This window comes from Agrobacterium sp. SUL3 (assembly GCF_001263295.1).
Classification (GTDB): domain Bacteria; phylum Pseudomonadota; class Alphaproteobacteria; order Rhizobiales; family Rhizobiaceae; genus Agrobacterium; species Agrobacterium tomkonis.
The window spans coordinates 216434-236572 of record NZ_KQ414500.1; the positions used below are offsets into that span (position 1 = coordinate 216434).

The 20139-nt window shown below is 59.8% G+C and carries 20 protein-coding genes; 7 read left to right on the forward strand and 13 right to left on the reverse strand.

From position 1 onward, the window contains the following. Positions 1-32 precede the first annotated feature (32 nt). The gene (locus tag AKG12_RS08375) at positions 33-884 is read right to left on the reverse strand and encodes an urea carboxylase-associated family protein (RefSeq protein WP_052818492.1); all 852 of its coding nucleotides are present in this window, start codon (positions 882-884) and stop codon (positions 33-35) included. Between the two features lie 109 nt (positions 885-993). On the opposite strand from AKG12_RS08375, the gene AKG12_RS08380 reads away from it, so the two are divergent. Next, entirely contained in the window at positions 994-1887 is an 894-nt protein-coding gene (locus AKG12_RS08380) for a LysR family transcriptional regulator (RefSeq protein WP_052818493.1), read from the forward strand. On the opposite strand, the gene AKG12_RS08385 is transcribed toward AKG12_RS08380, so the two are convergent. The 6 genes from AKG12_RS08385 to cckA form a co-directional block, all read right to left on the reverse strand. Further along, positions 1866-2816 (reverse strand): phosphatase PAP2 family protein, encoded by a 951-nt coding sequence (locus AKG12_RS08385; RefSeq protein WP_052818494.1) that lies wholly within the window; start codon positions 2814-2816, stop codon positions 1866-1868. The two genes, AKG12_RS08380 and AKG12_RS08385, sit on opposite strands and share 22 nt — an antisense overlap. A 68-nt stretch (positions 2817-2884) precedes the next feature. After that, a complete protein-coding gene (locus AKG12_RS08390) occupies positions 2885-3229 on the reverse strand; it encodes an AzlD domain-containing protein (protein WP_046800244.1) in 345 nt (114 codons plus the stop codon). Beyond that, entirely contained in the window at positions 3226-3984 is a 759-nt protein-coding gene (locus tag AKG12_RS08395) for an AzlC family ABC transporter permease (RefSeq protein WP_052818495.1), read from the reverse strand. Before AKG12_RS08395 ends, AKG12_RS08390 begins: the two co-directional genes overlap by 4 nt. A gap of 68 nt (positions 3985-4052) precedes the next feature. Continuing rightward, a complete protein-coding gene (clpA, locus tag AKG12_RS08400) occupies positions 4053-6569 on the reverse strand; it encodes an ATP-dependent Clp protease ATP-binding subunit ClpA (RefSeq protein ID WP_046800246.1) in 2517 nt (838 codons plus the stop codon). A 10-nt stretch (positions 6570-6579) separates the two neighbouring features. Continuing rightward, on the reverse strand, positions 6580-6933 hold the full coding sequence (clpS, locus tag AKG12_RS08405) for an ATP-dependent Clp protease adapter ClpS (protein ID WP_046800247.1): 354 nt from the start codon (positions 6931-6933) through the stop codon (positions 6580-6582). 292 nt (positions 6934-7225) lie between these two features. Beyond that, a complete protein-coding gene (gene cckA, locus AKG12_RS08410) occupies positions 7226-9811 on the reverse strand; it encodes a cell cycle histidine kinase CckA (RefSeq protein WP_052818496.1) in 2586 nt (861 codons plus the stop codon). Between the two features lie 331 nt (positions 9812-10142). Between cckA and AKG12_RS08415 the strand changes: the two genes are divergently transcribed. Continuing rightward, entirely contained in the window at positions 10143-11432 is a 1290-nt protein-coding gene (locus AKG12_RS08415) for a flagellar biosynthetic protein FliO (protein WP_052818497.1), read from the forward strand. 113 nt (positions 11433-11545) lie between these two features. Here the strand turns inward: AKG12_RS08415 and dksA are convergent, their stop codons facing one another. Continuing rightward, positions 11546-11965, reverse strand: coding sequence for an RNA polymerase-binding protein DksA (dksA, locus tag AKG12_RS08420; protein ID WP_046800250.1), 420 nt, complete (start codon positions 11963-11965; stop codon positions 11546-11548). A gap of 302 nt (positions 11966-12267) precedes the next feature. Here dksA and AKG12_RS08425 point away from each other — a divergent pair, with 302 nt between their 5' ends. From AKG12_RS08425 to AKG12_RS08440, 4 genes are all read left to right on the forward strand, one after another. Continuing rightward, on the forward strand, positions 12268-12744 hold the full coding sequence (locus AKG12_RS08425; RefSeq protein WP_052818498.1) for a SixA phosphatase family protein: 477 nt from the start codon (positions 12268-12270) through the stop codon (positions 12742-12744). Between the two features lie 131 nt (positions 12745-12875). Then, complete coding sequence (locus AKG12_RS08430; RefSeq protein WP_052818499.1) at positions 12876-14354, forward strand: YcjX family GTP-binding protein; 1479 nt, start codon at positions 12876-12878, stop codon at positions 14352-14354. Next, positions 14351-15430, forward strand: a complete 1080-nt coding sequence (locus AKG12_RS08435; protein WP_052818500.1) for a YcjF family protein — start codon at positions 14351-14353, stop codon at positions 15428-15430. The genes AKG12_RS08430 and AKG12_RS08435 overlap by 4 nt, the downstream gene beginning before the upstream one ends. A gap of 129 nt (positions 15431-15559) precedes the next feature. After that, positions 15560-16120, forward strand: coding sequence for a hypothetical protein (locus AKG12_RS08440; protein WP_046800254.1), 561 nt, complete (start codon positions 15560-15562; stop codon positions 16118-16120). Between the two features lie 14 nt (positions 16121-16134). Here AKG12_RS08440 and folK read toward each other — a convergent pair whose 3' ends face one another. The 3 genes from folK to folP all read right to left on the reverse strand — a co-directional run bounded on the left by folK (position 16135) and on the right by folP (position 17959). Then, on the reverse strand, positions 16135-16650 hold the full coding sequence (gene folK / locus AKG12_RS08445; protein ID WP_197283312.1) for a 2-amino-4-hydroxy-6-hydroxymethyldihydropteridine diphosphokinase: 516 nt from the start codon (positions 16648-16650) through the stop codon (positions 16135-16137). A gap of 4 nt (positions 16651-16654) precedes the next feature. Then, a complete protein-coding gene (gene folB / locus AKG12_RS08450; protein ID WP_003502532.1) occupies positions 16655-17020 on the reverse strand; it encodes a dihydroneopterin aldolase in 366 nt (121 codons plus the stop codon). 78 nt (positions 17021-17098) lie between these two features. Then, positions 17099-17959 carry a dihydropteroate synthase gene (folP, locus tag AKG12_RS08455; RefSeq protein WP_502688807.1) on the reverse strand — a complete coding sequence of 287 codons (861 nt, stop codon included), beginning with the start codon at positions 17957-17959 and terminating at the stop codon, positions 17099-17101. A gap of 104 nt (positions 17960-18063) precedes the next feature. On the opposite strand from folP, the gene AKG12_RS08460 reads away from it, so the two are divergent. Next, a complete protein-coding gene (locus AKG12_RS08460) occupies positions 18064-18690 on the forward strand; it encodes a DUF922 domain-containing Zn-dependent protease (RefSeq protein ID WP_052818502.1) in 627 nt (208 codons plus the stop codon). A gap of 309 nt (positions 18691-18999) precedes the next feature. Here AKG12_RS08460 and AKG12_RS08465 read toward each other — a convergent pair whose 3' ends face one another. Further along, positions 19000-19320: a 2Fe-2S iron-sulfur cluster-binding protein gene (locus AKG12_RS08465; protein ID WP_003502527.1), complete on the reverse strand. Its 321-nt coding sequence runs from the start codon at positions 19318-19320 to the stop codon at positions 19000-19002. A gap of 130 nt (positions 19321-19450) precedes the next feature. After that, entirely contained in the window at positions 19451-19819 is a 369-nt protein-coding gene (locus AKG12_RS08470; RefSeq protein WP_046800257.1) for an Hpt domain-containing protein, read from the reverse strand. Between the last annotated feature and the right edge of the window lie 320 nt (positions 19820-20139).

Genomic DNA, 20139 nt, shown 5'->3' on the forward strand with positions numbered 1-20139 from the left:
CGAGCATGACGGAGGAGAGGTTTTCGGACTGATCATTCCGGAGAACGGTAAGCATTCCGTTCCGGCCATGGCCAGCCTTCAAGCACCGCCGTATCCGGCCGGAAAATCTCCACTTTCAGCGGATAACAGGCTGCCGTATCGCTGGAATGGGTAGCGCTGCAATCGCCGCCCGGGCAGGCGGAAAGAGCGCCAATGAGATCGATTTCCGCAAAGAATTCCAGATAGTCACCCGGCCGCACCGGGCTCGCCTTCATGAAATATTGATGCGTGTCGCGGGTAAAACCCGTACACATGAAGACATTCAGCACATCGTGCACATGCGGCTCCGCCTCGCCGAATGACAGGTTTTTGGCCGAGGCAAGCGCATTGGTCAGGTTCGAATGGCAGCAATGGTGGTAATCGCCGCCGCTGAGAAGCTTGTTGGTATAGGGATCACAACGGGTGCCGATCACGTCATGCACGCCGCCGCCATCCTCATCAAAGCCATACCATGAAAGCGTATCATGGGTGATGGTCGCCATGGGCCGCAGGGATGGCAGGTTGCTCCACAGCCGGTTACCGACGCAAACATGGGTGGCATGCAAAGCGCGGGTCTTGCCGCTGAAAAAACGCTCGGTCAGATCATGGGCGTTCCAGAGGTTCAAATCCCCCACTTGCGGACCTTCGATGCTGACGATGCGGAAAAAATGCCCCTTCGGCACATTGAAAGTCCGACCATCCCGCGGCGGCACGATGACCTCGTCGATCTTCTCCATGCTCTCCCTTGCCCTTTCCAGACGCGCGAGGTCCGGTGTCTCAAGAGTACCGTTCGGATAAACGACGACAGGGCGGATAGCGCGGCGCATGGCGGCATCAACGGGTTCGGCAGCAGGCACAGGGGTCATGAAATCCTCGAAGCGATGAAATGTCGATGTGAAATTGCGGCATGGACGACCGGCTGACAAGACGGGTTTTTCTTGCGCTCAGGGCAAGTCTTACTTACCCTTGCGGACCATGAAACTGCCGCCACTCGCCACACTCCGCGCTTTTGAAGCCGCCGCCAGAAAACAGAACTTTTCTCTCGCCGCACAGGAACTCGGCATGACGGCGACTGCCGTTAGCCAGCATGTGCGCAATCTGGAGGCTTGGCTCGGTGTGCCTCTGTTCGATCGGCATGCGAGAGGCGTGAGGCTGAGCTCGGCGGGAAAGGAATTCGGCATTACGGTTTCGGCCAGCTTGCGGCAGATCTCTTCCGGCGCGGAGCGGATCAGGCGAGGCAGCGGCGACCGCATGACTGTCCGCCTTGCCAGCCTGCCTTCGGTGGTGGCGCATTTTCTGACGCCCCGCCTTCCCCGCTTCCGGGCGCTCCATCCCGACATCCAGGTATCGATCAGCTATTCCGGGCGACATGATGCCACGCTACCCGATCTCAGCATCATCCACGGCCCGACACCTGCGCAGAGCGCCATGGCGCTTTTCAGCGCCGAGACGCGACCGACATGCGCACCGGCCTATGTCGCGAAATACGGTCCCTTCGATGAGGTATCGAGCCTGCTACAGGCGGAATTGCTGCATGACGACAGCGAGATCGCATGGCGGGGCTGGCTCGCGACGGCTGGCCTCTCCCTGCCAAAAACCGCCGGCCCGATCTTTGCGGATTTCAATCTGCTCGTAACCGCCCTCAAGGCCGGGCAAGGCATCGGCCTTTGCCCGACAGCACTTCTTGGCGATGAGATCGCCGAGGGTCAATTGACCGTACTTTCCAATCGGGCGGCCGATAGGGACAAATATTACTGGCTGATCGAATCGGGGGAGATGACCGGACCGGCCCGCATCCTGTCGGACTGGCTGGTTGCGGAAGCCCGCGGGCGCAAAACTCTTGGCGACTATTCCGCCGCGACGATCTGAGCCGGAGAGGTTGTCACCTCTCCGGCCCGTTCCCTTGCCGAAAGCCAGTTGAGCAGTCGGGCCGAAGCGGCGCAGACGATGACAAAAGCGACGAGGCCGCCGAAAACATCGGAAAGATGATGTCCACCCTGCACGAGAACGGCCAGCGGCATCAGGAGGTTCACCGGCAGGATAACCGCCATCACCGCCCAGTGACGCGGCACAAACCAGACGGACATTGCCGCCATGACGATGTGAAACGACGGAAAGCCGATCAGCCCCAAAGCGTTTTTGGGCGAAAGATAGACAACGCCCTGCGTTGTAAGACGGCTCAACTCCTGCCCATAGGTATTATCGACAGCCATCGGAATGACCTGAGAAATCCATTGCGGCAGTTGCACATAGGCCGAAGGTCCGAATGTGGGGAAGAATATCCAGAAGACGATGCTCGCAAAGGCGCCAAGCACTCCGGTCACCAGGAAGTGGTGCAATCTCCGCTCCTTGCCCGTAAAGCCGAGCGCGATCACGATCACCAGAAGCTGCGGCAGCGACGTCGCATAAACGAAGAACAGGATCGTTCCGATCCAGGGGTGTGCCGCCGCCCACAGGACGATGCCCGTCCAGCTATAACCGAAAACCGCATCGACACGGAAAAGCACGTGATCGATCGTCGGGAAAGCGACGGGCAGGAACATGTAGTTGAAAACAGAGGCGACGAGCGTGAAAAGGATGAACAACCCGCTCGAAATCAGAGCGGTGGCGATGCGAAGATCACGTCCGCTTTTGCGATAGAACTGACCGAGGACGAAAACGCCCGCACCCGCCAGCGCGCATAGGAAATATCCGACGTAATCGACACCGATGCCTTTGATAGCGATCAATGCCGCATCGATGATGAATAATATGGCGATAAAGCCAAGTACAAAGCGTTCTGCCGCAAATAGCCGCATGGAAAAAGCCCCGGTTCCAGTCAGCGGCAAACTAGGGCATCGCACTTAATATTCGGATAAGGAGAGTATTAAAAACCGAGCACAAACAACCCGCCGGCCAGAAGCACGATCGGAACCGCCACGCCGACGATGACACGCTGGCCGGCCAGCAGAAATGCGATGAAACCGAGGGCCGCCGCGCCGATGCGCAGCCAAAGGGGTGTGGCTTCCAGCGTTCCGGTTGGAAAGACGATCAGCTTGGCGGTAACGGCCATGACCAGTGAGGTGGCGACCGCCCTCACCCAATAAAGCGCCTCGGAATCCTCTTTCAGGCGGTTGCCGGCGAGGACGCCGAGCCAACGCCAGAGATCTGTCGCCAGCCAGCCGGCGATGGCGATGAACAGATAGGGCGCCCACCAGTTTTCGGTCATCATGGCTCACTCTCCGGCGACACGGGTTTGATCTTGCGGCGGAAAACGAAGCGGTCAATCACATAGGCAAGCGTTCCGCCACTGATGCCGGCATAGAGAATATCGAATTCGGGAGCGATAACCGCAAAGGCCGGCCCGGCTATCACGCCGATGACGAAAGCGACCTTGACGACGGAGTGGCGGGCCGACGCCCATATCGACGCCACGAAATAGACGGGTGTGAGGAAAAACAGCACACCGGCAACCAGCGGCGGAAAGGCGGCGACGACGCCATAACATAGGCCGACGATGATGGCGTTGATGACGGTAAGCGTGATGCCGAAACCGGCGAACCAGGCGGCACGCGCCTCGCGCGGTACTTTCGACAGGTTCTGCGTGGCGAAGACCCAGGCCGTAATCGCGACGAAATGCGAGAGAAACAGCAATATCCATGTCGGCGTCTTCGCACCGCGCATCTCCGGAACGATGGAGGCGACCATGGGCATCATCCGGACCGACGACAGCGTGACCGCCAGAAAACAGGCGGCAAGATTGGCGCCGCCAACCATGGAGCCGATCAGGATCATCTTGGCAGGCAGAGCCCAGATCATCAGCGTCATGAACACCGCTTCGCCGCGCGGCACCCCGGATTCCAGCGCAAAGGCACTGAAACCGACAAAGGATGTCATGAGAATGAGCGAGGGCAGCGAGAAGATGCCCCGCATTCCCCTGAAGAACCAGCCACTGAGGGGGATGGCATCGCTATCGGCAGTTTGCATTCAATATCCACTACACATGAAAATGCCGGGCTTTCGCCCGGCATCGATTTATCGGTCGCTTGACCGCATCATTTCTTCTTCGGCACCTTTGGCACCGTATTGGCCTTGCGGCGTGGCTTGTTCTCCTCGTCGGGCTTATCCGCCTCGGCGACCAGAACATCCGCTTCCTCATTGGCCGTTGCCGCCTTCGAAGCGGGTTTCGCCTTGGCCTTCGACGCCTTGCCCGGCGACTTGGCGGCCTTCAGTTCCGCTTCCGGCTTCGGCTTCACGGGTGCGGTTTCCGGCAGAACCTCAAGCATGAGGCCGTCGGAACCGTCGTCCTTCTTGCCGACGGTGACGCTGACGACACCGCCCTTCTTGAGCTTGCCGAAGAGGATTTCGTTGGCAAGCGGCTTCTTGATGTGTTCCTGGATCACGCGCGACAGCGGGCGAGCACCCATCTTTTCGTCGTAACCCTTTTCCGCCAACCAGGAGATCGCATCCTCATGCAGATCGAAGGTGACGTTCCGTTCGGAGAGCTGGGTTTCCAGCTGCATGACGAACTTCTGCACGACCTTGTGGATAACGGCGGTCGGCAGCGGAGAGAACGGAATGATCGCATCCAGACGGTTGCGGAATTCCGGCGTGAACAGGCGATTGATCGCCTCTTCATCCTCACCCGTGCGGCGTGAAGAACCAAAACCGATGGCCGATTTGGCCATTTCGGACGCGCCCGCATTGGTCGTCATGATGAGAATGACGTTGCGGAAGTCGATCTTCTTGCCGTTATGGTCGGTCAGCGAGCCATGGTCCATTACCTGCAACAGAATGTTGTAGATATCCGGATGCGCCTTTTCGATTTCGTCCAGCAGCACCACGGAATGCGGATGCTGGTCGACGCCATCGGTCAGGAGACCGCCCTGATCGAAGCCGACATAACCGGGAGGTGCGCCGAGCAGACGCGACACGGTATGGCGCTCCATATATTCCGACATGTCGAAGCGCAGCATCTCGACACCGAGCGAGGCGGCGAGTTGCTTGGCCACTTCCGTCTTGCCGACACCGGTAGGGCCGGAGAAGACATAGGAGCCGATCGGCTTGTTCGGTTCGCGCAGGCCGGCGCGGGCCAGCTTAATGGCCGTTGCCAGCGCCTCGATGGCGATGTCCTGACCATAAACGACCGAGCGCAGTTCCTTTTCGAGATTGGCGAGCACCATCTCGTCGTCCTTGGACACCGTCTTCGGAGGAATGCGGGCCATCGTTGCGATGGTGGCCTCGATCTCCTTTTCGGTGATCAGCTTGCGGCGCTTGGAAGCGGGCAGCAGCATCTGCGCGGCACCGGTTTCGTCGATCACATCGATCGCCTTGTCCGGCAGCTTGCGGTCGGAAATGTAGCGGGCCGACAATTCAACGGCAGCCTTGATCGCCTCATTCGAATATCTGAGGTGATGATAATCTTCGAAATAGGGCTTCAGGCCCTTCATGATTGCGATGGTGTCATCGATCGACGGCTCGTTGACGTCGATCTTCTGGAAACGACGCACCAGTGCGCGGTCCTTTTCGAAGAACTGGCGATATTCCTTGTAGGTGGTCGAACCGATGCAACGGATCGCGCCCGAAGACAGAGCCGGCTTCAACAGGTTCGATGCATCCATCGCGCCGCCGGACGTGGCGCCAGCGCCGATGACGGTGTGGATTTCGTCGATGAACAGCACCGCGCCCGGAAACTCTTCGAGTTCCTTGACGACCTGCTTCAGCCGCTCTTCGAAATCACCGCGATAACGGGTGCCGGCAAGCAGCGTGCCCATGTCGAGCGAGAAGATGGTGTCGTTGGCCAGCGCTTCCGGCACCTTGCCTTCGACGATGCGCTTGGCGAGGCCTTCGGCGATCGCCGTCTTGCCCACGCCGGGATCCCCCACATAAAGCGGATTGTTCTTGGAACGGCGGCAGAGGATCTGGATGGTGCGGTTGACCTCTTCGTGGCGGCCGATCAGCGGGTCGATCTTGCCGTTGCGCGCCTTGTCGTTGAGGTTGACGCAATAGGCCTTCAGCGCGTCCTGCTGCTTTTTGGCGGACGGTCCTTCTTCCTCGGGATTGCTGCGGCTTGCCTTGTTTTCGCTTTCGGGCTCATCAGCCCCGCGCGGCGCACGCGTCTGCGACGTGCCCGGACGCTTGCCGATGCCGTGGGAGATATAATTGACCGCGTCGTAACGGGTCATTTCCTGCTCCTGCAGGAAATAGGCGGCATGGCTTTCACGCTCGGCGAAAATGGCCACGAGCACGTTAGCGCCGGTCACTTCCTCGCGGCCGGACGATTGCACATGAATAACGGCCCGCTGGATGACCCGCTGGAAGCCGGATGTGGGTTTGGAATCCTCGTCGTAACCGGTCACGAGGTTCGTCAGTTCATTGTCGACGTAGTCACTGACGGTCTTGCGCAGCGCATCGAGATCGACATTACAGGCACCCATCACGGCGGCGGCATCCGCGTCGTCGATCAGCGCCAGAAGGAGATGTTCAAGCGTCGCATATTCGTGGTGACGCTCATTTGCAAAGGTCAGTGCCTGGTGCAGCGCCTTCTCGAGACTTGGGGAAAAAGTTGGCACGTTGCGATCCTCATTTCTTTTCCATGACGCACTGCAGCGGATGCTGGTGCTGTCGGGCGAAATCCATGACCTGGCTTACTTTCGTCTCTGCGACCTCATATGTAAACACCCCGCATTCTCCCACGCCGTGCTGGTGCACGTGCAGCATGATACGGGTTGCCGCTTCGCGATCCTTCTGGAAAAAACGCTCCAGAATATGGATGACAAACTCCATGGGAGTGTAGTCGTCATTCAGTAAAAGAACACGGTACAAATTCGGTCTTTTTGTCTTTGGCTTGACGCGGGTGATAACAGAGGTTCCGCGGTTGGTGCCGCCGTCTTCCCCGTCGCCCTCGCCCTGCATGTAGATCGGCCTAGCGATCATCTTTCATCATTCTCCACACTATTCTCGAACCGACAGCTCATCGCCAGCAGGGAGAACTTCGCCTCTTCATATCTAGGTCGTCGTGACGCGATTTTAAGCCCCTTACGCAACGGCGCAATCACTATTGCGTTTGCAAAGAGGCAAACCTCAGGAAAAGTGGGGATGCGGAGGCTTCCTGAGGGCGGGCACAGGCAAACCGCTGATGGTGGCGGGTTTTCAGCCTGACGGACGGGGTTACAGTGACCAACAGTGGGAGCGAATCTCTGTCGCACCGCCCTGCCGTTGCTCCCTGTTACCCAGCATTGTCATCCAGCATTTCGCGCACGGCAATCGCCAGCTGTTTCAGCGAGAAGGGCTTCGGCAGGAATCCGAATTTGGCATCTGCCGGCAAGTTTTTCGCAAAGGCGTCTTCTGCGTAACCGGACACAAAGATGAACTTCAGGTCGGGATAGGACTTGCGCAGTTCGCGAAGCAGCGAGGGGCCGTCCATTTCAGGCATCACCACATCGGAAACGACGATATCGACCTTGCCCTCCAGCTCCTCCATAACCTCCAGCGCCTCGGTGCCGGAGCCGGCCTCATGCACGGTGTACCCACGGGTTTCCAGCATGCGCTTGCCGCCGCGCCGCACCGCCTCCTCGTCCTCTACCAGAAGTACGACAGCGGAGTTGCCGGTGAGGTCAAGCGGTTCTTCCTTTACCGGCTCAGGTGCCGCCATCGGGGTGAGCGCCGTTTCACCGGGCTGCTGGCCCGCAACGACTTCCACCACATGGCGCGGCAGGTAAATACGGAACGCGGTGCCCTTGCCCACTTCCGATTCGGGATAGATGTAACCGCCGGACTGCTTGACGATACCATAGACCATCGACAGGCCGAGACCGGTGCCCTTGCCGACTTCCTTGGTCGTGAAGAAGGGTTCGAAAATCTTGTCCATGATTTCAGGCGGAATGCCGGTGCCGTTATCGCCGACCTCGACCATGACCATGTCTTCCGCCGGGACTTCCGGACGGCCGAGAGCAGCCGCCTCCTTCGCATCCACATTGCGGGTGCGGATGGTGATCTTGCCACCATCAGGCATGGCGTCACGCGCATTGACGCAGAGATTGATCAGCACCTGCTCGAATTGCGACAGGTCGGTCTTTACCGGCCAGAGATCGCGGCCATAATCCACCTCGAGCTTGACATTGGTACCGGAAATCAGCCGGTCGACCAGCATGCGCAGGTCACCGATCACATCGGTCAGATTGAGGATCGCCGGGCGCATGGTCTGCTTGCGCGAGAAGGCCAGCAGCTGGCGCACCAGAACCGCGGCGCGGTTGGCGTTGCGCTTGATCTCCATGAGGTCGGCAAAGCTCGGGTCGGCGGGCCGCGCCTGCAACAGCAGATGGTCGGACGACAGCAGGATGGCGGTCAGCACATTGTTGAAATCGTGGGCGATGCCGCCCGCCAGTGTGCCGACGGCGTTCATCTTCTGCGTCTGCGCCATCTGGGTTTCGAGCGCCTTCTGCTCCGTCACCTCTATGGCATAAACGATCGCCACTTCTTCCGGCGCCTCGTCGTCCTGATCGATGACGGCGTTGACGTAGAAACGGAAATGCCTGGTCTCGTCGCTCGGGTGGCGCGAATCGAACGGCGCGATATCGCCCTGACGGTCCTTCGCCTCGGCAAGCGCCTGTTCCAGCCGCGGCTTCTCATTGTCGTGCAAGACGGTTTCAAGCGCCACGCCCCGGTCGATATCGTCGCGTCCGACAACGCCGGAGAACAGCTTGAGGAAGGGCGCATTGATGCGCAGAATGCGTCCTTCGCCATCCAGCGAAGCGATCGCCATCGGCGTATTGTTGAAAAAGCGGGTAAAACGCATGGCGGAGGAAGATTCCGTATCCTCCTGCCCCTTGGGGCGCATCAGAACGATTGTCCGGCTCTCGCCCGGCGCACCGTCCTTGGAACTGACCTGATGCACGAGGCGCGCCGGCATGCTCTGGCCGTTCACCCGGCGCATGTCGAGATCGAGGATTTCGGTGCGCTTGGCGCTGCCCTGCGGATGGACGGATTCGATCAGAGCCATGCCTTCGCCGGCAACGATGTCGGACACGGTCATCGAACCGGGTGAAAATTGCGCGAGATCGATGCCCAGCCATTCTGACAGGGTGGCATTCAGATAAACGATCTCGCCCTTGCGTCCGGCGGAAAAGAAACCGGCCGGCGCGTGGTCCAGATAGTCGATGGCATTCTGCAATTCGCGGAAAAACCGTTCCTGATCTTCGCGCTCCGGCGTGATGTCAGCAATCTGGAAAACGTGCAGCCCCTCGCCGCCCGCATCCTTCAGCACCCGACCTTTAAGCCTGTACCAGTGCGGCCCGGCGCCCGCATCATCGCCCAGCGGTTTCTGCAGCCGGAACTCCTCGTAACCGTCGCGGCCCTCCCGCAGCACGTTGATGAGCCGGTAAAGGGATTCGGTGGATTCCCGGCTACGCGACAGCAGCGTCTCAAGGCTCTGTATATCGCTCGCCCTGGTGGTGCCGCTCATGCGGCAATAGGTGGCGTTGGCATAGACCATATGCCCCTTGGCATCGGTGATCAGCGTGCCTTCGGGATGGGCCGACAGGAAACGGCGGGCAAGCCCGTCCGACTGCGATTGCGGCATGACCTCGATGAAACCGATGATCGACGAAACCAGAAAAAAGATACCCATCATCGCCAGCACGCCGAGAATGCCGAGTACGATTTCGTTTTCCAAAGAGTTCTTGAAATAAACGAAGGCGGCGGCGGCGGCGATCAGCACCAGCGCCAGAAGCAGGATGCGCAAAACCGTGCCGGAGCGGGCACGCCTGTCCACCAGCGGAAGGTCGTTGTCGCTTGTCTCGCGCACCCGTGTCATCTTGGCCTCGCAGTCGTGCAGGTCGTCATTCGGTCAGCCACGGTCCTCGACGGAATCGGGCGTTAAAATTTCTTGTAGCAACTCGCTTGAGTATCAAAAAGCTCCGCCGGGCCACAAAGGCTTAAAAACGCACAGGGAAAACGGCCTGAGAGGCGCAATACACCGGCCTTTCAGTCGATGAGGGAACTCAAAGCCACACCAACCGGTTTGTATTACAGGGGGACGGTGGCGGATAAACCTTGTATCACGCCCAAAAAAATCGTCTTTTCCTGTTTGACGTTCACACTATAAGAACCACGGCAATATTAATTGCTCGAAAAAATCTGAAGGGATGATCTCCATGATGGAAGATTTTATCGGCACCTATGGAAACAATCTCATCGTCGCCGTCGTCGGTGTGGGTGTGGCGCTTCTCGTTCTGGCGATCGCTTTATGGCTTCTGCGCAGGCGCAGCGGTTCGGCCCCGTTTATCCGAGGCGGACGCAACCGGCAGCCGCGCCTGCAGGTTCTCGACGCGACGGCCGTTGATGCGCGCCGTCGCCTGGTGCTGGTTCGCCGCGACAATGTCGAGCATCTGGTGATGATCGGCGGGCCGACCGATATCGTCATCGAAAGCGGTATTGGCGCAATCCCGATCGTCAGGGACGTGCAGGAGCCGGAATTGAAGGCGCTGCCGCGTCAGGAGAGCGAACCCAAGAGAGCCGAGCCGGCCATCCCCCAGGAACGCCGTGCCGCCCTGCCGCAACAGCAGCCCGTCGCAGCGCCAGCCCCGGCTCCCGTGGTGTCACAGGAACCGGCGAGACAACCGCAGCCGCAGCAGCGGCCGGAACCCATCGCACCCGCCCCTCGCCCGCAACAACCGGCCGCAGCAACTGCGCCACTGCCGTCGCGTCCACCGACACCACCCCAATCCGTATCGCCCCAACCCGTATCACCGCCGCCCGTCGCAATCCGTGAGCCCGCTCCACCGGCAAGGCAAGCCGCACCTGAGAGAGAGACCAGCCGTCCCGCACTGCCGCCCTCAGCAGCGGTTGCCCCAGCTCCGGCAGCTGCCATTTTGCCGGCCGCGGCAGCATCGCTCGACATGGCCGGCGAACGCAGCGAACCGCGTCGCGCAGAGCCTTTCGTGCCCGCTCCGGTACAGACACCCATACCGGTCGCACCGCCAGTGCCTGCACAGACGAGTCAGGCAAAGGTGGAAGAAGAACGGCCCACGGTTATCGCTCCACCGGTTTTTGCCGCGCGCGAGCCGGTGCTCGACCAATCCAGCGCCGCTGATTTTCTCGATGCGGCGCGCGAGCGGGTTCTTCCCGGCCTCAAGTCCGAACCGAATGCACCGCCGGCCCCCTTTCCGCCGAAACCGGAAAGTCCAGCTTTTGCGTCCAACGACGCTGAGGCGAAATTTTCCGATGAGCTGGCCAGCGATTTCGAGAGCTTTCTCGAAGCGGAGATAGCCAAGAGCCGGGATGCGGACAATGAACCGTCCATTGCCGCCGCCCCGGAAAAGCAGCAGAAAAACGAACCCGTTTCGCCACCAGTTACCGGGGCGTCGCCAGATGGTGACGTGCAGAAAGAAATGGCGCGTATTTTCGGCGAGCTTTCCGTTACCCGCGACCGCTGAGGCGGCGCGCATAAACCGTCAATGCAAAAGGGCACGGAACAATTCCGTGCCCTTTTGTATGTGCTGATGCTTAAGATGGCCGGTTCGCCGCGGCGCCCGGCACAACAGCCTTGTTATTCGTCGCGATAAACTTTTTCGCGACGCTCGTGACGTTCCTGCGCCTCGATGGAGAGCGTCGCTATCGGGCGGGCGTCCAGACGCTTGAGGCCGATAGGTTCACCCGTTTCCTCGCAGAAACCGTAGGTGCCGTCTTCGATCCGCTGAAGAGCCGCATCGATTTTGGAAATCAGCTTGCGCTGACGGTCGCGGGCGCGAAGTTCGATCGCCCGGTCTGTTTCGGATGAAGCCCGGTCAGCGAGATCGGGGTGATTGGCGCTTTCTTCGGCGAGATGTCCGAGGGTCTCGCGCGCTTCTCTCAGGATGTCATTTTTCCAGGCGACCAGCTTCGCGCGGAAGTAGGCCCGCTGGCTGGCATTCATGAACTCGTCGTCTTCCGAGAGTACATATTTGCTAAGATCGATCTTCTCACTCAACGCGATTCTCCTCGAAGAACATCTCAATGCGGCGGTGTATACTCCAATGATATAGGCCGGTTCAAGTCTACAGATCAGTTTTCAGGCATTTTTAAAACTGACACAAAAATCATCTAAATGACTAATTTTTATCCTTTATTGGCGTCGAGGCGATCTGTTCTTCGATCACTTCAATGCGACTTGCCAACAGGAAAGAGGACTTGCGGTCCCGCGATCCTATCCTGTAGCATCCGGCTGTACCCCAGAGTTTCGAACGCCGGTCCCCGCCCTTGACAGATTCTCATCCGAAGCGAGTTTATCTTTTGCGCCACGCCAAAGCCGCCTGGGCGGCGCCTGGGGAACGCGATTTCGACCGGGGATTGAACGAGGCAGGTTTTGCCGAGGCGGAGATCATTGCCGATCTTGCCTCCGACCGGCGCTATCGCCCCGACGTGCTCTTGTCTTCCACCGCCGCACGCTGCCGGCAGACCACACAGGCCTGGCAGCGCGCCTTCAACGAAAGCATCGAAATCGCCTATGTCGATGAGATGTATAATGCGCGCAGCGAAACCTATCTCTCCCTCATCGCAGCGCAGACGGATGCTGGTTCGGTGATGCTGGTGGGTCACAACCCCACCATGGAGGCGACACTGGAAGCGATGATCGGCGAGGATCTTTTGCATGCCGCCCTGCCCTCCGGTTTCCCGACCGCAGGGCTTGCCGTGCTCGATCACGACGGCAGTGCCGCAAATGGCGAGGATCGCTGGCGGCTGGTCGATTTTCTCTCACCGGGCAAGTAGCCGCCACAACGCGTGACGGAGCCACTGCCGATGGCGGCTCTCGTGAAAATCCACCGGGGCGCTTCTTTTTTGGGCAGCCGCGACTTCCTATATTGCAGCCGTGATCATGAACCGCAGCCAGGAAACTACCATTGCCGCCTTCTCTGACGTCCCTGACAGACAGTGCGCTTATCGCGCTCGATAATCTGGCCGACCGTGCGAGCAACCTCACCCATCCGACATTGCGGCTTGGCGTTACCGGGCTTTCCCGGGCGGGCAAGACGGTTTTCATTTCCTCCCTCGTCCACAATCTCCTGAATGGCGGCCGCCTTCCCTTATTCGAGGCCATGCGGTCGGGCCGCGTCTCGAATGTGCGCCTCGAGCCGCAGCCGGACGACGCCATTCCCCGCTTCCAGTACGAAGATCACATTCAGGCTCTGGTGCGCGACAGGCTGTGGCCGGATTCGACGCGGGCGATCTCGGAACTCAGGATCACGCTGGATTACCAGAGCGCCAGTGGTTGGGGCCGGTGGTTCTCGGCCGGCAAGCTATCCATCGATATCGTCGATTATCCCGGCGAATGGCTGCTCGACCTGCCGCTTCTGTCGCAGGACTACAAACAGTTCAGCGATGCGACCGTCGCGCTCGCGGGGACAGGCATCCGTTCGGAGCTGGCGCAGGAATGGCTGGCGATTGCCTCCTCGCTCGATATCAATGCGCCTGCCGATGAGATGACGGCGAGACGGCTGGCGGAGAGTTTCGCGGCCTATCTGAAGGCCTGCAAATCAGACGAAAGATCGCTCTCCACACTGCCGCCTGGCCGTTTTCTGATGCCCGGCGATCTGGAAGGTTCTCCGGCGCTGACATTTGCGCCCTTGCCGGGGCTGACCGATGAAAAAGCGCCGAAAGGCTCGCTGCGCGCCATGATGGAGCGGCGCTATGACGCCTACAAGTCGATTGTGGTCAAACCCTTCTTCCGCGAGCATTTCGCCCGCCTCGACCGCCAGATCGTGCTGATCGATACGCTGCAGGCCGTCAACCGCGGACCGGAAGCCGTTCAGGATCTGGAACGGGCGCTTGGCGATGTGCTTGCCTGTTTCCGCCCCGGCACCAACAGCCTCCTGTCGTCGCTCATCGGCCGGCGCATCGACAAGGTGCTGATCGCCGCCACCAAGGCCGACCACCTGCATCACGAAAGCCATGACCGGCTGGAGCGGCTGACCCGTCGCCTGGTGGACCGCGCCATCACCACCATCGGCATGAACGGTGCCGGCATCGAGGTCATGGCTCTCGCTTCCGTGCGCGCCACCAGAGAGGCAAGCGTGCGTCAGGACGGCCACGAACTGCCCGTCATCGTCGGCACGCCGATGGCTGGAGAAACCATCAATGGCGAGACCTTCGACGGCAATCGCAAAACGGCGATCTTTCCCGGCGACCTGCCCGAAGACCCTGAACCGTTGTTTCGCAGCATAGACGAGGATGGCGACAAGGCGACGCTGCCGGATGTCAACGTCGTGCGCTTCCGCCCGCCCAATGTGGACGAGCCGGGCAGTGGCGGCATCCGGCTTTCCGTTCCCCATATCAGGCTCGACCGTGCCATGCAGTTCCTGTTCGGAGACAAGCTCGCATGAAGGCTCCCACACCCACCGATTCGCAGGCCCGCCGTCCGGCGGCTTTCACGTTAGAGACAGAGGAGACGGCACGGCCGTCGTCCGCGCAGAAACGCGCGCCGCGCAGCTTCGATACCGAGATTTCATTGACGACTGACGAAGACGATCCGTTTCTGGCACCGGAGGAGATCGATGCCGCCGCCTTGCCGGTGGCCTCGCCGAAGAAAAACCGCTTCTCTTTCGGCAAGCTCGCGCTCGGCGCGCTTGGCGTCCTGTTCTCGCTCGCCTTCGGCCTCTGGGCGGATCAGCTTATCCGCAACCTGTTTTCCCGCTCCGACTGGCTGGGTTATACGGCGAGCATCGCCCTTGTCGTCGCGCTTTTCGCCGTTCTCGTCCTCGTCGGGCGTGAAGTCTTCGGTATCATGCGGCTCAATGCCGTGCAGTCGCTCAAGGCCGATGCGGAGACGGCGAGCCTCGACAAGAGCCCGAAACCTGCCCGCGCCGTCATCACCCGCCTGAATGCCGTCCTTTCCCATCGCGCCGAAACGGCCAAGGGCCGCGCAGCGCTGAAGGATACGGAAAACGATGTGATTGACGGCCCCCATCTCATCGAGCTTGCCGAGCGTGAATTGCTGGCGCCGCTCGACCGGCAGGCGCGCGCACTGATTCTCAACTCCTCCAAGCGCGTCTCCGTGGTCACCGCCGTCAGCCCCCGTGCGATCGTCGATCTCGCTTACGTGTTGTTCGAGGTGACGCGGCTGGTTCGGGCCATGGCGGAACTTTACGGCGGCCGTCCCGGTACGCTCGGCATGCTCCGGCTGCTGCGCGACGTCGTCGCCCATCTGGCCGTCACGGGTTCGATCGCCGTCGGCGATGGTCTCGCCCAGCAGGTTCTCGGACACGGCCTTGCCTCGAAGCTTTCCGCCCGCCTCGGCGAAGGCGTCATCAACGGCCTGATGACGGCGCGAATCGGTATTGCGGCGATGGACCTTTGCCGCCCGCTGCCGTTTCGTGCCGTGAAGCGGCCGGGGATCGGCGATTTCATGTCCGACCTGACACCCGATTTAAGCGGCGGAAAAAGCGGCGAAAAAGCCTGATTGGCAAGACATGGGCGGTTCAAAAGGTTACGAACAAAGCCGCGAATACGGGTGAAATAAACCAAGCATTAACCATTCCGCCGGTAGATTGCCGCCTATCGAACAGGCTTCTTCGCCGGGGAAAGTATCATGTATTCGCGCTTCTTTTCGCTTGTGGGCGGACTTGCCGCCATATTGTCCGTCAGCGGCGGTTTCGGACTGTCTGACGTCCATGCCGCATCGCGCGATCGCGACGACGTATTCTTCCGCTCCGTGGCCGGCGTCTGGAAAGGTCCGGGCGAAATCGTCGCGGGCAAATACAAGGGCACCAAATTCACCTGCGATCTGACGGGTGAGCCGCTCGATGACAAAAAGACCGGCATCAAGCTTGGCGGCACCTGCCGCGTCGGCGTCTTCAGCCAGCCCATGTCCGCCATCATCAGCCAGAAGGGCAGCAGCTACGAAGGCAAGTTCCTCGATGGCGCCGAAGGCAAGGGATTGGATATTACCTCCGGACAGGTCAGCGGCGACAAGGTCGTCGTCGGCATCAACCGCTCCAAGCTCAATGGCGCCATGGTTGCCCGCGTCTCGAGTGACAATTCGATGAACATCACCATTTCCGTCAAGGTCGCCGACCAGATGATCCCTGTCATCGGCGTGACACTGGCGCGCGACATCGACCAGCTCGCCGTCGGCTCGATCAAGCCCTAAGCACGATAATCCTCTCAGTCATTACCGAGCGGGAGTGTCCACCACTCCCGCTTTTCATTTGTGCGGACAATACCGCTTCTATCCGCCTGCTGAAGCCATTCCCGCACCGGCTTTCCCCTGACGTCGATATCCGGGGCGATCTCGGCGAGCGGCATCAGCACGAAAGCGCGCTCCGTCATACGCGGATGCGGCACTTCGATGCTTTCCGTTACGATAACCTCATTGCCATAGGTCAGCACGTCGATATCGATGGTACGCGGCCCCCAGCGCTCCGTGCGCACCCGCTTCATGCCCCTTTCAATATCGAGGCATAGTTGCAGCAGCGCGGGCGCCGTAAGCGAGGTTTCGACCAGCGCACAGCAATTGAAGAAATCAGCCTGATCCGTCTTGCCCCAGGGAGGCGTGCGATAAAGGCCGGAGACGGCCAACAGGCGGCAATTTTCATGCCTATCCAATTCGTGCAAGGCCTTGGCCATCGCGGCGGCGGGATCGCCGATATTGCCGCCGAGACCCAATGCGGCGACGGTCATCTTTTCAGGCACGGTGTTCAACACTCACCTGCGCATAGTCGAGGATGCCGGGAACGGGAGCGGACGGTTTACGCACCGTGATGCGCAACCAGACGATTTGCGGGTACCGGGCGCGCAGCGCCTTGGCGATGTCGTTCGCCAGAGCCTCGATGAGATAACGGCGCTGCCCCACGACGATTTTTTCAATGACGGCGAAGGCCACGCCGTAATCGACGGTATTTTCGATGTCGTCGGTTTCCAGTGCGTCACCCGCCTCGACCTCCATCTCGGCATCGACGAAAAAGCGCTGGCCCAGCACCTCCTCCTGCTCGAGAAGACCATGACGGGCGAAAAAGGAACAGTTTTTCAGGATGATGGTATAGCGGCTCATCGCATCGCCTCCATGGCAGGAATGTTTCGCCCGAAAGTCGCGCCTTTGTGGGGACACGGCGTTCCGGCACTCGTTGATCTACGCATCGGCCTTTGCCGGCGCTTTGGCAAGAACCGCATCGGCAATTGCCAGTGCATCGCGTGTGGCAGTGACATTGTGCACGCGAAAAATCGAAGCACCCGAAAGGCGCAGGATCGCTGTCGTCGCAGCCGTTCCGATATCGCGTTCGGGAGCCGCATCCCTGCCCGTCAGCGACCCGATGAAACGCTTGCGCGACGTGCCGGCCAGAACCGGCAGGCCGAAAGCGGCAAGCTCACCGAATCGCACCATAAGCTCGACATTTTCATCCTCGTCCTTGGCGAAACCGAAACCCGGATCGAGCACGACGGCGTCGCGGGCAACACCCGCGTCCTCGGCGATCTCCAGCGAACGATTAAGGAATTCGAACTGGTCCTCGATGACATCGGCCCGTTTTTGCCGGTCGCGGCCGGTATGCATGATGCAGACGCCGGCGCGCGCAGCGGCGATCACGCCCGCCATCTCCGCATCCTTCTGCAGGCCGAAGACGTCGTTGACGATATGCGCGCCCGCTTCGATCGCAAGCCGCGCTGTCGACGCACGATAGGTATCGACGGAAATCAGAACCTCGCTCTCGCGGCGCAGCCTCTCGATGACGGGCAATACCCGATCCTGCTCCTGCGCCTCTGTCACCTCCGCCGCACCCGGCCTCGTGGATTCGCCGCCGATATCGATGATATCTGCCCCTTCTTCCACGCAGGTCAGTGCATGGGAAAAAGCCTCATCGACGGCGAGAAAACGGCCGCCATCGGAAAATGAATCGGGCGTGGCATTGACGATGGCCATAATACGGCCACGCCCATCAAGTTTCAGGGAGCGGCCATGGGCCGCTTGCCACACGTTGCTGCCGGCTGTTATCACGTAACACGCGCCTTTCGGGAATAACGGAATGTTATGCCAATTCTTATAGGTTCCGCTCCGCCTATGCAGCAAACGTTTTTCAAGTTCAACCGGAAGGCCGGGTCATGACCAAATCATCACGTGCTCTTTGCGCCGCCCTTGCGGGCGCGCTGGCACTTTCTTCGGCTGGGCCGGCTTTTTCCGAAACCATCGTCCGCAAGACCTATTCCTATTTTTCGATCACCGGCAAAACCGCCGCCGATCTCGACCAGCAGCTCTCAAAGCATGGCCCGCTGACGCGCAATACCGGCGCGCGCCATCCCGGCGCGACCGAGATCAAATTCGGCGGCGAGCTCACCTATGTGGAAAAAAACGGCCAGTGCAGCGTGGGAACGGCCAAGGTTCTTTTGAACACCCGTATCCTTCTGTCGCGATGGAAAAACCGCCGCCGCACCACCGCGGAGCTGGCCTTCATCTGGGATACGCTGCTTGCCGATATCAAACGCCATGAGGAACGACACGCGGAAATCGCCCGCACCCATGCCCGTTCGCTCGAAAGACAGCTGGCAGCCCTTCGTCCGCAGAAAAGTTGCGAAACGCTTCAGGAAATGGTCGGCAAGATCACCCAGTCGGTGATGGATGAGCACGACAGGGACCAGATGCGTTTCGATGTTGTGGAATCGAAAAATTTCGATGCCCGCATGACCCGGCTTTTGAAAAATCGGCTCGAACAGGGGCAAAATCGGCGGTAAACCGCCTTCGCCGCATTTTCCGCTAGAGACGCAACGCAACGGAAACATGACGTTACGTCATGTCCGATCTCACCCGTGACTTCTCGTCATGGTGCCGCCGCCGAGACTCATTGTAGCTTGTTCATACGGTTTTTAACGGTTGTGGCCCGCAGCGGGTCCGGCGCTCAAAACCCTCTCCGGTTCTCCCGGTGCGCACTTGAGGGCTCGCAGGTGTTTCCTCCCTCGCCTGCATGCTGCGTACCCGCCTCGCCCCGCTCTCCTCTACCTGGTGAGCGGGGCTTTTTCTGCGACCGGCAATGTGAAGAGCTTTCAGCCCTGGCGTTCGGGAACGTGAACGACAAGACCGTCAAGCTCGTCATTCATCTTGATCTGACAGGAGAGACGCGAGGTGGGACGCACGTCGAAGGCGAAATCCAGCATGTCCTCTTCCATCGGCTCCGGCCCGCCGACACGCTCCGCCCAGGCGTCATCGACATAGACATGACAGGTTGCACAGGCACAGGCGCCGCCACATTCCGCGTCGATGCCGGGAATGGAGTTGCGCACCGCGTTCTCCATGACGGTGGAACCGTTGCTCACATCGAGTTCATGGGGCGTGCCGTCAAAGGCGACGATGGTCAGTTTTGTCATGCCGGAATCCAAAATGGTGATCTAAGAACTGTTCTAAACACATAGAAAGGCCGGTTCGCCTTGGCAACCCGCTTCAAGGGCGCACAGGCTGAACCGGCCTTGTTAAATGGCAAATTTGATGAACTCCGCCTCAGCGGCAGAGCTTGAGGATGAAGTTTTCCGCCTCGACGATGGTTGCCGCGAGTTTCGCAATCGCGGCGCTGTCCTTGCCTTGGTCCTCTACCGCAGCTGCGGCGGCGGAAACGGCTGGGGCGCCGACGGCCTGCGCAGCACCTTTCAGGCGGTGGGCGGTTGCCCTCACGGCCTTGTCGTCGGCCTCGGCAATTTCATGCAATGCGGCGCGGGCGTTGCGGCTGAACAGTTGCAGCACTTCGATTTCCAGATCCTTGTCACCCATCGTCTGACGGGCAAGATGATCGAAATCGATCGGCTTTTTCGTAACGGCCGGCGCACCGCCGCAATTATCCGGAGCTTCGAAAGCAATACTGACCGCTGCCATGGCTGGAATTCCTTGTCTCGCCGTTTCTTGTTTCGTGTCACATCTGTGTCGTATTTACGCATCCAAACCGGTGCTATCGGCTTAAATTACGGCGTGACGCGGGCGAAAATCTTCTGCTATGGTTAATTTATGTTAAACTTATGCGAAACAAGGCGTTCAGAGCGAAACTCAGGTTTAAAAACTGTTAAAAAGCCGACACTTCGCCGCTGCCGTAAATCCGCATTAATTGTTTCGAACACCTAAATGTGTCACTACGGTACTGCTGCTAAGACGAGGCTTAAGCGCAAGCTTTGTTATTACGGCACAGTGATGTAATTTCG